This window comes from Paraburkholderia sp. GAS206C (assembly GCF_050435645.1).
GTDB classification, from domain to species: domain Bacteria; phylum Pseudomonadota; class Gammaproteobacteria; order Burkholderiales; family Burkholderiaceae; genus Paraburkholderia; species Paraburkholderia phenazinium_B.
Map to the genome: position 1 here is coordinate 320,162 of NZ_JBNDKR010000004.1, position 13,309 is coordinate 333,470.

Consider the following 13,309-nt stretch of genomic DNA (forward strand, 5'->3'; position numbering starts at 1 on the left):
CTGCCTCAGGACGACGCGGTTTTTACCGGTCTTGCGCCAAACACTTCGTGCAGATCCGCTGCGCCGCGTGCCGGCCTGTCGAGCATCTTCAGTTCGACGCTTTGCAAGTGGCGCGACATCAGGGCCGCTGCCTCCTTCGCATCGCCGGCGTCGAGCGCGGCGAGAATCGCTTCGTGGTCTTCGAACGAGCACGGACTGCGGCCGAGCGACTCGTACAAAGCCGAAATCAAGGTCGAGCGTGCAACCAGTCCGTTCAGGCAGTTACACAGCACCGTGTTGCCGGTGAGCGACGCCAGCTCCGTGTGAAACTCACCCGAGAGCCGGATCCAGGCCGAAAAGTCACGCGTTTCGAACGCTTTGCGCTCGCGGCCGATCATGCTGCCAATGTTCTTCAGCCGGCGCGGGCCATGACCGGCGCAGATCTTCTCCACCACGGCAAGTTCGACAATGCGGCGCATCTCGAACACCTCGTGCACTTCCTGCAACGACGGACTCGCGACAAAAGCGCCGCGGTTCGGTTCGAGATCGACGAGGTGATCGGTCGCCAGCAACGCGAGCGCCTGGCGGATCGGCCCGCGCTTGACGCCAAATACTTCGCACAACTGCGCTTCTGTCAGCTTGGCCCCAGGGGCGAGTCGATGCTCGAGGATCGCAGCGCGAATACGCTCGGCGAGCGCTTCGGGTTTTGAACCATTCGCAGTGGCAGAGGATGGGGTCGACATGATGTCCGTTCCGTTATGTTGCTCATCATAGGATGGACACAATGATTGTCAACAATTTCAATATTGAATTTTCAACGATTGTGGTTCGACCTCAGGTTGGCGGACTTCTTGATCTGGCCAGAACGCCCGCCACGCTTGCTACACGCTTCTGTCTGAGGAAATCGGGCAAATTTTTAGACGAAAATTTTGTCAACAAAATCTGTCACATCAACCCTGCTTCGCCACCACCGTCACCAACAAAGTCAGACCGTTAGTTGCGTTACTGACGCAAAAATAAAGCGGGCAGCGCCCGCTTCACCCCTGGATGAATCATCCGTCAGCTCAGATGAGGGTACTCCGACACCGTCATCGTAAAGCCGTGCGGATCTGAGACAAGGTGCGCATCCGCGCCGACCGGCAGCGTCACCAGGTTAGGGATATGGCCGAACTCCAGGCCCGTGATCACCGGAATGCCGATCACCGAGCGCACATGCTCGATCATCGTATTCAGATCGTAGCCGTTGTCGTATTCGAACGGCTTGCCGCCCGAGAAATCGCCAATCATAAGGGCCTGTTGCCGTTCGAGAATCCCGGCCAGATGCAGTTGATAAAGCGTGCGCTCGAGCCGGAACGGCTGTTCGTTGACGTCCTCGACGAACAGGATGCCACCGTCCACCGGCGGCATATAGGGCGTGCCGACCAGCGAGGCCAACACCGCCAGATTGCCGCCCCACAGCATCCCGCTGACGTCGACCGTCTGCGCTTGAGGCACGGTGCTCGTTATCGTGAAGTTCGGCCTGGTCAGCGCCGCCCAGAAGTGCTGCATGGTGAATTCGCTCAGGTCCGGCGCGCCGAAATCACCCATCAGCATCGGACCGCCGAACGTTTTCAGCCCGGCGCGCGCCAGCAGCGCCATCTGTATGGCCGTGAAATCGCTGTGTCCTACCAACGCCACCGGCTGATCGGTGAGCCGCCGCTGCAAGCCATCGTAATCAAGGCCGTGCAGGATACGCACCGCACCATAGCCGCCGCGCACTGCCAGCACGATGTCCGGCAGCTTGCGCGACGGGTCGGCCAAACGGTTCAACTCGGCCGCGCGCTCGCCGTCGGTGCCGGCAAAACGCTGATAACGGCGCTCCGTAGCACTGACGCCCTCCACACGATGTCCCTCTGCATGCAGCCGGTGCAGAGCGCGGTGAATCGCGTCGGGATCATGTGGATAGCCTGACGGCGCGACCAGTTCGAAAGTGCGATGGGCGATCATGATCGACGCCGATGAGGGGAATGATGGATTTTAGAGCGATTCGGCAGGCGGCGGTTCGATTCTCGCGGCGTCGAGCGCAGCGCGAGCCTCGCGGGCTTCCCGCAAAGCGCGACGCCGGTCGGCAAAGAAGGACTTGAGCGCGGCGGCGCATTCGTCTTCCAGCGCACCACCCACCACGGTCGTGTGATGATTGAGCTGCGGATTGGCAAACGCATCGACCACGCTGCCACAAGCGCCCGTCTTCGGATCGCGGGCGCCGAACACCACGCGGGCAATCCGCGCGTGCATGATCGCACCGGCACACATCAGGCAAGGCTCGAGCGTCACGTAGAGCTCGCAGCCAGGTAAACGGTAATTCTCGAGCGCCTGCGCGGCAGCGCGCAGCGCCACCATCTCGGCGTGAGCGGATGGATCGTGCGCACCGATCGGATGATTGAAACCCTTCGCAATGACCTCGTCGCCACGCACCAGCACCGCGCCGACCGGCACTTCTCCGGCCGCACGCGCTTCTTCAGCGGCAGCTTGCGCCAACTTCATGAAATGCAGATCGCGTTGCGGGAAAGAGACGGGAGCAACCGGGAGTTTGTGAGCCGTCGGCGCCTGGCCGGGCTCAAGGAATGCGCCGTGGGCACCGGTTGAATCATCGGGCGCGGCAGGTATAGACGTTGCGCTGGCAACAGGTTCGGGCGCATCGGATGAGGCCGCCGAACCTGCAAGCGCTGCAGTGTTCGAGAGCGGCCCGCTCACTGCGGCCCCGGCTCGCCGGAAAGTGCACCGGCCGCATCACCCGCCGCTCGCTCGGAGAGGCGTTCGGCAATCCGCCGGCAATATTCGCGCGGCAGAACCAGCGGACCACCGCGCAGCGATTCGAGCGCCATGTGCAGCGCCAGCATGCGCGCGTGAAGACGACAACGGGTGGCGCGGTCGCTGACCGCATTCAGTTCGTCCTGCAGATCGCTCAGCGCCCGCAGCTGTTCGACGGCCGGCGGCACGAAGCCCGCATTTTTCAGGATGCGATTCGCCGCGTGCACTTCCTGAGGAACCTGAGCATCGTCCCCAAGGCCAGGCGCGACGCCCGTTCCCGGCAAATCGTTGAGCTCACCGCGTGCTGCCGCGGCGGCTATACGCTGTTCAACTAATGCATCAAGCAATCTCATCTGCAGTCCACTACGTTGCGGCTCACGCATTCTATCAGCGAGGCAGGTGTAAGGGTCGACCATGAAGCTGACAATCCCCTCTGATTTTCGGATTCAGCGTATTTGAAGCGCGCATGGTGCTGCGTTAGGGTCGTGGCACCGTGGTTACCCAATCTCGAAGATTACGACTTGCTTTCGAATGACGGTATCCACGCCCATCCTTGTCATTCCATTCAGAGTTCTTATGCGCTTCACCCTGTTCAGTTCATCCCATGCGATCCGTTCATTACATACCCTTCCCGACGCGATGCGTGCCGGGTGGCGTCCCATGGACACCGAGCGTTCGCAGCGCCGTCGAAATCGGTCGACCCTATTGCGCGCCGGGTTAGCCGGCATCGTACTGGCCGTTTCGCTCTCGGGCTGCGGCGTCTTCTGCGGCGCTGGGGGAGGCAGCGGCGGCGGTTTCGCGGGTGCCTGCTCCACCGGAATGCGCTTCTGATCGTCTGCGTAAATTTCTGTAACGAGCGCGCGAACGGCTGTAATCTGGATCACTCGCGCGCCCACTATCCTTCGGACGCGCAGTGGCGCATCGCCACGACGCTCATTTCGCAGGAATATGACCCGAGATCCAGAACATTCAGACGGCCACCCTGGTCCCCGTGCAGGTGCACTACTCGCAGATCCGGCACCTGCTTTCCCGCTCGATCCCGCTTCGCATCGCGCCCTCGCCGACGCCAGGCGCGCAACCGGCGACGAGCTCGGCGCCGTCGCCCATCTGATCGCCGCCCACACGCTGGATGTCTACGCGAGCGGTTCTGCCGAGGCGAGCGCAGCGAATCTGTGCGACGTCGCCACCGGTTACTTCATGAAGGGCGATCTGGAGATCGCAGCAGCCTGGTACCAGCTTGTCCTGACGCTCGACCCGAACGTCGCGGTTGCCTGCCAGAATCTCGCCGCAATCCACGCTTCGGCTGGACACACGGCCGTGGCCGACGCGTATCGCGAACGCGCCTATCGGATCCAGCGCGTCTTCGTGGAAGAAGCGCCCGGTCAGGTGCGCCGGGTACTGGTGCTCTGCTCCGCGCGCGCCTCGGGCAACGTGCCGTTCGAGGGCTTGCTGCCGGGCGCGGTCAACTGCCGGATCAAGTACGCCATCGACTACGCCGCCGACCCGGAGGACAAACAGCTGCCGCCGTTCGATCTCGTGTTCAATGCCATCGGCGAAGCGGATATCGCAGCACCGCTCGCTGCGCGGCTCGAGCGCTTCACGTCTCGCGTCGCCCAGCCTCTGCTCAATCCGCCCGCGGCGATCGAGCGAACCGCTCGCAACCGAACCCCGACCTTGCTGGGCGGTCTGCCCGATGTGCAGACGGCAGCGTGCGCGCGTATCGACACCGCGCCATCTTCGGACGTCACACTCGCCGGCCTGCTCGCAGATCACGGCATCGCACTGCCGGTGTTGGTCCGGCCCACCGCCACGCATGGCGGCGAAGGTCTGGTCCGCTGCAACGATCTCGCGGCGCTGCAGGCGCGGCTTCACGAGAGCCAGGGCCCGCAATATCTGACCGCGTTTCGCGACACCCGCTCGGCCGACGGCTACTATCGCAAATACCGGATGATCTTCGTCGACCGCGAACCGTTTCCGTATCATCTGGCGATCTCACCGAACTGGATGGTCCACTACTTCTCCGCAGACATGGAAGGCCACGCGTGGAAGCTCGACGAAGAACGACGCTTCCTGCAGGATCCCACCGCCGCATTGGGCCAACGCGCGCTACAAGCGATTGCGGAGATCGGCCGCCGGCTCGATCTCGACTACGGCGGCATCGACTTCACCTTGCTGCCCGGCGGCCAGGTGTTCGTCTTCGAGGCCAACGCTACAATGCTCGCCCACTATGAGCGCAGCACCGGCGCATTGGCCCACAAGAATCCCTTTGTCCAACATATCGTCGACGCATTCGAGCGGTTGATGAAGCGTCGCACGGCGGCCTGAATGAATAACGCAATGAATTTTTCCGGGGGGCCAGGCGCCCTGCCGGCCTCAGTCCTGCGCGAGACGCGCGATGCCATCGACGCGCTGCCGGAGACCGGTCTCTCGGTACTCGGCATGAGTCACCGCTCGGAATGGTTTCGCGGCGTGCTCGACGAAGCCGAGCGCAATCTACGCGCGCTGCTCGGCATCCCGGCGCACTATCACGTGCTGTTCATGCAAGGCGGCAGCAGCCTGCAATTCTCGATGTTGCCGATGAATTTCCTGCGCGCAAGCGGCCGCCACGCCGAGTACATCGTATCCGGTTACTGGAGCGCGAAGGCGCCGGTCGAAGCACGGCTCGAGGGCGATACGCGCGTATTGTGGGATGGCCGCGCCGACGGTTATCGGCGCCTGCCTGCGGCCGAAGAACTGCAGCTCTCGCAAGACGCGGCCTACCTCCATTACGTGTCCAACGAGACCGTCGAAGGCCTCGAATTCACCGGCGCGCCAGGCTTGCCTGAAGTGCCGCTGGTGTGCGACATGTCATCCAACCTGCTGGCCGCGCCGATAGACATCGAGCGCTACGCGATGATCTATGCGCACGCGCAGAAGAACCTCGGGCCGGCTGGCGTCACGGTGGTGATCCTGCGCGACGAATTCGCCCAGCGCGCGATTACTGGCTTGCCCACCCTGCTCGACTACCGCACGCATATCGCAGCGCGTTCGGTCTACAACACGCCGCCCGTCTTCGCGATCTACGTGCTGATGCTGGTGACGCGCTGGCTGCGCGACGAAGTCGGCGGCGTGGAGGCGATGGCCGCGATCAACCACGCCAAAGCCCACGCGCTGTACGGTGCGCTCGACGCGCAGCCCGGGTTCTATCGCGTGCATGGAGAACGGTCCTGCCGTTCGACGATGAATGTGGCGTTCCGCCTGCCCACGCCGGAGCTGGAGGCCCACTTCCTCGAAGCGGCGCGACGCGAAGGCTTTCACGGTCTCGAAGGTCACCGCTCGATCGGCGGCCTGCGCGCGTCGCTCTACAACGCCGTGTCGCTCGACGCGGTCACCGCGTTGTCGGAATGGCTCGGCGAGTTTCGCCGCCGCGAAGGTTAGGCGGTGAAGCGGGTTGCCGACGGCCATTCTGAAATGCCGACAACCCGTAACCGTCGTTCAGCTGTCAGTTAGCCGACGTATGTTGCTCGAGGTACAACGCGAAACCGTTCTGGGTCGTCGTGATCTTCTTGACGCATTCGTCGTAGTCCGAGCCCATCGCATGCTCTGGGCCGTACATGCCGCGGCATTGCGCATACAAGGTAATCGTCGCGCCGCTCCCCTTCGCCACGCGGGCGGCCGAATAGACCGCGTGACCCGAACTGCCCGGCACGTCGGACTCGATCGAGGTCGCATCCGCACGGATCACCGGCTCTTCCGAATGCTGCGTTACGTAGTTCTTCGTCAGTTGCCAGGCCTGATCGCATTGCGCCTGATCGCGACAGTTTATGGTGGCGTTGGTCTGCGCCGCATCGAGCCGGCGTTCCGAATGGGCGAAGTCGTTGTCGCGCGCCGCTTCTTTGTCGGCGGCGGACCCGCAGCCCGTCAAGGCGAGTGCAAGGAGAGCGACGGCAATGGTCGTTTTCACTGGTTGGATGTCCCGAGTCGAAGTCGACGAAGATTATAGACAAGTGCGGAACCCGGCCGCAGTTTTTGAGGATGCCTCAGGGCACATGTTCCTGCAGCCGCGCGAGCAGGTCCGGCAATTCGCTCAAGCTGGAAATGGTGTGCCCGATGTTGAGGTCAGCCCGCGCGGACGATTGAATCACCGCCCACGGTCCGCGCCGCAGGAAGATACCTACCATCCCGGCGCGTGCCGCGGGAATGACGTCGTTGTCCAACCGGTCGCCGACGTAGGCGATTTCGTGCGGTGCCATGCCTTCGGCCGCCTCGATGATTTTGTCGAAAAACGCTTGTGACGGCTTCTCGACGCCCCACGTCTGCGACGATGCCACGATATCGGCAGGCACGCCAAGCGAAGCTAGCGCGTCTTCGATGGCAGCCGGCTGATTCCCCGCAATGCCAACTCGCATCCCCCGAGCCTGCAGCTCTCTTAGACAAGGCACGGAGTCTGGATACAGATCAACCGCCTGAAGTGCGTAGGCTCGCCCCTCTGCCTGACGCTGCGCTTTCAGCGTGGCGAAATCGCAGCCCGGACGAATCAGTTGAAAGACCTCGCGGTGATGCTGTCCGCGATTGATCACGGCGCCCAAGGCCGCGAACAATGTCAGACGGGTGACGCCAAGGTAGTCGGCCCATTCGCCCCAATCGCGGGTCTCGTCGACCAAGGTCTCGCCGACATCGAAAAAGACTGCTTTCAGTGCCATGGGTATGTTGGTGCTGGAGGAACGAGGCTGACATAGTGGTGCATTCAGCGCTTGCTGTCGAGCGGATGCAAACCGTCCGCGGCTGGCAGCTATCCGGTTGCGGTGATACGGACTCCTTGCGGTGACGCAGCATCACATAGGCTTCACTTGGGCATGGCCGGTGTCTTACCGACGGCTGACCTGTGCAAAGCTCACCGCAATTGAGCCACGTGAGGTCATTCCGCGCGATTCGAAAACGGTTGTGTCACGATCCGCTCGCCCCAAAGGCGCATAAAGATCCGGCCGGCGCGCCCGTAGCCATTGCTGCCCTGCGCTCGTGGCAATCTGGCCTGGATCAACGTTAGCAGCGACGATGACGCCCTCCGCAGAGGTGTCGATAATGCAGGCGTCGCTTACGCAGACGCTCTCGGTCAGAATGCGGCCGCAGGGATCGACGATCATCCCAGCTCCGGGTGCGAACTCGTTGTTACCCAGCTCAAGCCCATCGCAGAAGACGGCGAAGATGCCGTTATCCGCTGCCCGCGCGGGCAGCCACGCACGTAACCAATCCTCCGCGTCGCGCCGTGCCCGCACACCGGCCTCACCTGCAACGTCATCAGTAAGCGTAGCGCTTGCGGTCCGATCACCAATCGCGCCGCCCGTGGCCCTCGCTGCACCCGCCTGCGCCCCGCGATGCCGCCATTGTTCCGCCGACACCGGCTGCAGGACGCGTCCCGCTCCGCGCTGCGCTGAGTAACTCCGGTGTGGCGCAACGAGCAGCGTAGCGCCCATCAGTGCGGTCATGCGCACGTTCTCGATCAGATAAGCATCGCCACCAATCAGGACTCCGACGCGAACACCCCACGCCGTATCGAAGACGGTGAAACGATCTCCGCTCACAATGCGTCGATGTTCGTATGCATGCAGCTTACGGTGGCAATGACGGACGCCACCGGGCAGGCACACCGCATAACTATTGAACAGACGGCCATCCTGTGAGCGCTCGATGAAGCCCACGCCAGCAGCCACCCCTGTGCGCTCGACGGCATCTGCCACTGCGCCCATCATTGGCCCGTCGAGCGGTTCAGCGAGTGCTTCGAGTTCATCGCGATGCAACTTCGCGAGGCTGCCATAGCCCACAAGACAGGCCTCCGGAAACACGGCGAGGTCAACCTTGTCACGAGCCGCAAGCGCCAGCCACGCAGCGATCCGCGCGACGTTCTGCGCAGGCTCTCCGCGACGGGACCGCAATGGAATCGATGCAACGCACAGCATGGGACTAGACGAGGATGACATCGCTACCACCTGAAAAGACAGAACGGTTCCATTGGACCGCCGGGCATTCGATAAGTAAAATGAATATTCCGATATGTTCGATTACTTTACAGAATGGAACTGAAACTGCTGCGCGCCTTTCTCACCGTGGCCGAACTGCGCCACTTCGGCCACGCCGCGGAGGTCCTGTGCGTGAGCCAACCGGCGCTTAGCAAACAGATCGTCGCGCTGGAAGACAGCCTTGGCGCACGGCTTTTCGAGCGCGGCCGGCACGGCGCCGAACTCACCACTTTCGGCGCCGGATTTCTACCCGACGCTCAGTCGCTCGTGCGCGATGCCGATGAGGTTCTCACCCGGGCGCGCGAATCGAGCAGCGGCACGCGCGGTTATTTGCGAGTCGGCCTCGGACTCTCGACCTTGACGCTCGCACCGCAACTGATTGCCGAGTTCCGCCGGCAGTATCCGAAGGTCAACGTCACGTTGAACGATCTGTCGTCCGCGGAGCAAGGCAGACGGCTGCTTGCCGGCAAGCTGGACGTCGGCTTCCTGCGTTTACCGGCAGACAGTGGCCTCGACGCCTTTCCGGTGCTGGACGAAGCGCTCGCGCTAGCGGTGCCGCAACACGCGCGCTGGAAACGCATCCCGGCCAATCTCGAGGAATTGAATGAGCAGGGGTTTATCGGCCTTGCGCGCGGCCGTGGCCCGGGACTCGCGGCGCAGATTGACCGCTGGTGCAGCGAGCATGGCTTCGTGCCGCGAGTGACCCAGCAGGCTGACGATATCCAGACCGTTCTTGCTGCGGTCGCGGCGGGAGTCGGCGCGGCGTTTCTACCCTCACGCACGCAATACCTGCTGCGCGATGCGCGTGTGCTGCCACTACGCGGCACGGCAGCACAATGGCAGGTTGGCCTCGCGTGGCCGGCGGAACGGGATGATCCGGTAATGACGCGCTTCATTGAATTCGTGCGCGCGACCGTGAAGTATCGGGCTTGAAGCAGCAAAGCACGGCGCAACCGCGCACACTGCACACGACTAAAGCGATCCTTCCAAACGCGCTATCGCAGCACCGCCGGCCTGACCGTCTTCACCCGCTGCGCAGCACTGCGGCGAGCCATGAGCTTCTTGAACCAGATAACAAGGCCGGTCGCACTCAGCAACGCCACCATCACACCCATGAAGCTGACCAGAATGCGTCCCGGTAGTCCAAAGATGCGCCCCGAATGCAGTGAGAACTGCGCCTGCATAAAGGTATCGCCAGCGGTTCCACGACCCGGCACCGCCCCCCCGACTTCATGTCCAGTCCTCGCGTCCCAGTAGAGCCAGGCATTGCCGAGACTGCCGTCCGCATAATCACCGCCGGGTTTAAAATAGCCCACCCCGTACAGGTTGAGCGAAGCAATCTCAAACGTCGCACCGGGTTCGGCATTCAGCTTCATCCGGTGTCCGGTAGCGCTCGCCAGTTCGACAATACGCTCGCGACTCAGGGGCTTCGCGCTGGCCGGATGCGGTGCTAGCAGTTCGGGATTGGTTTCCGGTCCGGGTGTTAGTCTGGAAAAAATCGACACCACCGGACGCATGACGGGCCGTTCGAGATTCATCGAAATCGACGTCACCGCAATCACGCCCAGCAGACCCCACACCCATACCCCACCTGAGCGATGCAGGTCGAACACCAGCGCATAGCCGCCGCGGCGCACGCGAAATGCAAACGACTTGCGCCACGTCCTGAGGCTCGGAAACGCGAGCACCAACGCAATCACGCTATCGAACAGCCAGACAATGGCGACGACCCCCAGCAGCCATACGCCAATGGCAATCCCGCTACCGGTGATGGGTAAATAAAGTGTGTAGTGGAACTGATAAAGGAACGGCATCAGGTTGAGCCGCCTGAGCGACAACGCGCCCCAGTCGCGGCGGCCCTGAATGATCCCTGTGGCCGGATCCACCGCGATCTGATTGAAGCCCAGCGTATAGGGCTGACCCGTTGCGGGATCGGGCCGGCCCTCGACACGCATCAGAAGCGTTCGGCCGGGCACCACGCCCAGCGGCAGATAGGTCACATGCACGCGAGGGTCAGCGGCTTCGACACGATTCGCAAGTTCAAGCGACGACAACGCAGGCGCCGGGGAGCGCGCGTAGAAGAACCCGGGGTTCAACGCCGCATCGAGTTCCTGGTTCCATGCGATGACGGCGCCTGTAAGACCGGAGACGAACAGGAACAGCGCGGTGCCGATGCCGAACCAGCGGTGCAGGCGAACAAGTATCGGTCTCATAGACGTAACGTCGGATGCATGCGGGCGCCTTGTTGCCGTGGCGCGAAAGTTAGCGCGCCCTCGCGTTGCAAAACGCCGGCCACCGCATCTAGAACTGCATCGTGGCGCTGGCCACCGCGGTACGCGTCGGCGACGGCGCAACGTAATAGCCCCACGCCGTGGTCCAGTAGCGGCGGTTGAGCAGGTTGTTGATCCCCGCGCGGAACGTCACGTCCTTGCCGGCGATCCGCGTTTCGTACTTGCCGCTCACGTCGTACGTGACGTACGACGGCACGAACTGCGTATTGGCTGCGTCGACGGCCATGTTGCCGACGTACTTGCCGCCGAACGCAAGCGTGAGCGGGCGCAGATACGACGGGTTGTATTCGATCCGACCTGTCGCCGTGAAGCGCGGCGCACCGTAGACGCGCTTGCCTTCGATACTCGGGTCGTCGATATCCACCGCCTTTGCGTCGAGCCACATCACACCACCGAGCACACGCCACTCGTTCGTGAGTGCCAGCCAGCCGCTCGCATCGACACCGGTGTAGCGTTTCGTGCCGTCCTGCACGTAGACGTTCTCGCTGTTGGTGTAGTCGTAACCTTGATCGACACGGAACAGTGCTACATCGGCGCCCCATTTCTTGTGATCGGTCTTGAAGCCGACTTCATACTGCTTGCTGCGCAACGGCCCATACGTGGCGGGATAATTGACGTTGGTGTTCGACGACGAACCGCCCTGCTCCAGCGACTCGACATAGCTCGCATAAATTGTGGAGTACGGATCAGTTTTGAACATCAGCGCGACAGTCGGCGTGACCGGATTGGCGCTGTATTGCGATGACACCGCACTGCTCGGATCGTAGACGTTCTCGCGGAACTGCGTGTAGCGCAAACCGAGCAGCGCGGAAAAGCGCGAGGTGAACTGCACGGTGTCGCTTGCATACAGCGCGGCCTGAGTCGTGCGCGACTGCCGGTAAAGATCCTCGCCGATCCCGACCTCGGCATTCGTCAGCAAGCTGCTGCTATACAGATTGCCCGTGCCGAGGCTGTAGCCTTCGTTCCAGCCTGTGCTGTTGCTGTACTCGCTCGTCTGCGACTGGAAGCCCGCACCGATGACGACATCGTGTTTGATGCTGCCAGTGTTGAACTGACCCTGCACCATCGCATCGACGTTCTGGTAGAAGTAGCGCGTCATCGCCGCATACAGCGTGTTCGAATAGTCACCGGCGGCATCGGTCACGTACAGCAGACTATCGGAATTGGTGCGGTTCTCCTTGGCAAAGCGGTACTTCAGGCTCGCATGCCAGTTCCCGGAGAGACGATAGTCGAGGCCCGTGCCAAACGAAGCCATCTCCGTCTCGTAGTAGTTCTGCGGTTGCGTGAGGTCGTGCGTGATCGTGCTGGCGTCGGGAATGCCGAGCCCCGAGCCGAACATCAGGCCGAACAGCGTGCCGTTGGTTTTGCGCTTCTGGTAGAACGCGTCGGCGCTCCACGTCAGATCCGGGGTGATACGGAAGTCGAACGCGAGCGACGCCACCTGACGACGCACATGACCATTCGCCTCGGCGGTTTTGCCGTCCTCGTTCACCAGGTTCAGGCGGTAACCGAAGCGGTCGTCGTTGCCAAAGCGGCCGCCCAGATCGACCTTCTCGCTGAACACGCCGGCCGACTCATAGCCGACCGAAATGCTGCGATAAGGCTCGTCGGTCGGCCGCTTCAATACGTAGTTGACGATCCCGCCCGGCGAGCCGAAGCCATACATGAACCCTGACAGACCTTTGAGCAGTTGCACCTGTTCGAACGGTTCGAGCGAAAGATCCGTGTCCCAGGATGGAAAGCTCTGGCCGTCCACCTTGATGCCGTTGAGCGTGTCGATCGGCAAACCGCGCACGGTGAACATCGAGTTTTCGCTGATCCGGTTGCTGCTGCTGACCGATGTGGCCGGATCGTACGCGAACAGATCGTTCGCTGTCGTTGCCATCAGGTCCTCAGCCTCTTCGCTCGTCACGACGTGGGTAGAGAACGGCGTGTCCACCTGTTTGCGCGTGCCCAGCGCGCCGGCGCTGACGCTGTCGGATTGCGTGGCCGGGTCGACCGCGGCGGTCACGGTGACGGCGGGCAGCGTCGTGACTGCGTCCGACGCGGCGACGGTTTGCGCCCAACCGGGCGTCGACAGCGTGGAAAGCGAAAGGCCGACGCTTGCCAGGAGTGCGGCGCTGAGAAGCGAGGTGGTACGGGTCGAGCCGCGGACAAACGCCAGATGGCTGGCAGTGGACAGGTTCTGCATGTTCTTTTGGTCGAGCGCAGGCGCAGGCCGACGCCCATGCAGCATGACTGCGCGGGACGCAA

The 13,309-nt window shown here is 62.6% G+C and carries 12 protein-coding genes; 3 read left to right on the forward strand and 9 right to left on the reverse strand.

Annotated elements, in window-relative coordinates:
* Positions 1-5: 5 nt before the first annotated feature.
* From P3T20_RS13570 to P3T20_RS13585, 4 genes are all read right to left on the reverse strand, one after another.
* The gene (locus tag P3T20_RS13570) at positions 6-722 is read right to left on the reverse strand and encodes a GntR family transcriptional regulator (RefSeq protein ID WP_429287087.1); all 717 of its coding nucleotides are present in this window, start codon (positions 720-722) and stop codon (positions 6-8) included.
* A 316-nt stretch (positions 723-1,038) separates the two neighbouring features.
* Positions 1,039-1,965, reverse strand: coding sequence for a muramoyltetrapeptide carboxypeptidase (gene ldcA / locus P3T20_RS13575; protein WP_429287088.1), 927 nt, complete (start codon positions 1,963-1,965; stop codon positions 1,039-1,041).
* 30 nt (positions 1,966-1,995) lie between these two features.
* Positions 1,996-2,712 carry a tRNA adenosine(34) deaminase TadA gene (gene tadA, locus P3T20_RS13580; RefSeq protein ID WP_429287089.1) on the reverse strand — a complete coding sequence of 239 codons (717 nt, stop codon included), beginning with the start codon at positions 2,710-2,712 and terminating at the stop codon, positions 1,996-1,998.
* The gene (locus P3T20_RS13585) at positions 2,709-3,122 is read right to left on the reverse strand and encodes a DnaJ family domain-containing protein (RefSeq protein WP_429287090.1); all 414 of its coding nucleotides are present in this window, start codon (positions 3,120-3,122) and stop codon (positions 2,709-2,711) included. Before P3T20_RS13585 ends, tadA begins: the two co-directional genes overlap by 4 nt.
* Positions 3,123-3,717: 595 nt before the next feature.
* Between P3T20_RS13585 and P3T20_RS13590 the strand changes: the two genes are divergently transcribed.
* Together P3T20_RS13590 and P3T20_RS13595 are read left to right on the forward strand one after the other, a co-directional pair.
* Positions 3,718-5,094: a hypothetical protein gene (locus P3T20_RS13590; protein WP_429287091.1), complete on the forward strand. Its 1,377-nt coding sequence runs from the start codon at positions 3,718-3,720 to the stop codon at positions 5,092-5,094.
* Positions 5,095-6,186 (forward strand): phosphoserine transaminase, encoded by a 1,092-nt coding sequence (locus P3T20_RS13595; RefSeq protein WP_429287092.1) that lies wholly within the window; start codon positions 5,095-5,097, stop codon positions 6,184-6,186.
* A gap of 64 nt (positions 6,187-6,250) precedes the next feature.
* Here the strand turns inward: P3T20_RS13595 and P3T20_RS13600 are convergent, their stop codons facing one another.
* The 3 genes from P3T20_RS13600 to P3T20_RS13610 all read right to left on the reverse strand — a co-directional run bounded on the left by P3T20_RS13600 (position 6,251) and on the right by P3T20_RS13610 (position 8,726).
* The gene (locus P3T20_RS13600; protein WP_429287093.1) at positions 6,251-6,712 is read right to left on the reverse strand and encodes a hypothetical protein; all 462 of its coding nucleotides are present in this window, start codon (positions 6,710-6,712) and stop codon (positions 6,251-6,253) included.
* 76 nt (positions 6,713-6,788) lie between these two features.
* Positions 6,789-7,451 (reverse strand): HAD family hydrolase, encoded by a 663-nt coding sequence (locus tag P3T20_RS13605; RefSeq protein WP_429287094.1) that lies wholly within the window; start codon positions 7,449-7,451, stop codon positions 6,789-6,791.
* Between the two features lie 165 nt (positions 7,452-7,616).
* Positions 7,617-8,726, reverse strand: a complete 1,110-nt coding sequence (locus P3T20_RS13610; RefSeq protein WP_429287095.1) for a nitrilase-related carbon-nitrogen hydrolase — start codon at positions 8,724-8,726, stop codon at positions 7,617-7,619.
* 93 nt (positions 8,727-8,819) lie between these two features.
* On the opposite strand from P3T20_RS13610, the gene P3T20_RS13615 reads away from it, so the two are divergent.
* Positions 8,820-9,698, forward strand: coding sequence for a LysR family transcriptional regulator (locus P3T20_RS13615; protein WP_429287096.1), 879 nt, complete (start codon positions 8,820-8,822; stop codon positions 9,696-9,698).
* 62 nt (positions 9,699-9,760) lie between these two features.
* On the opposite strand, the gene P3T20_RS13620 is transcribed toward P3T20_RS13615, so the two are convergent.
* Both P3T20_RS13620 and P3T20_RS13625 read right to left on the reverse strand, forming a co-directional pair.
* Complete coding sequence (locus P3T20_RS13620) at positions 9,761-10,978, reverse strand: PepSY-associated TM helix domain-containing protein (protein ID WP_429287097.1); 1,218 nt, start codon at positions 10,976-10,978, stop codon at positions 9,761-9,763.
* An 88-nt stretch (positions 10,979-11,066) separates the two neighbouring features.
* Entirely contained in the window at positions 11,067-13,247 is a 2,181-nt protein-coding gene (locus tag P3T20_RS13625) for a TonB-dependent siderophore receptor (protein ID WP_429287098.1), read from the reverse strand.
* Positions 13,248-13,309: the final 62 nt, after the last annotated feature.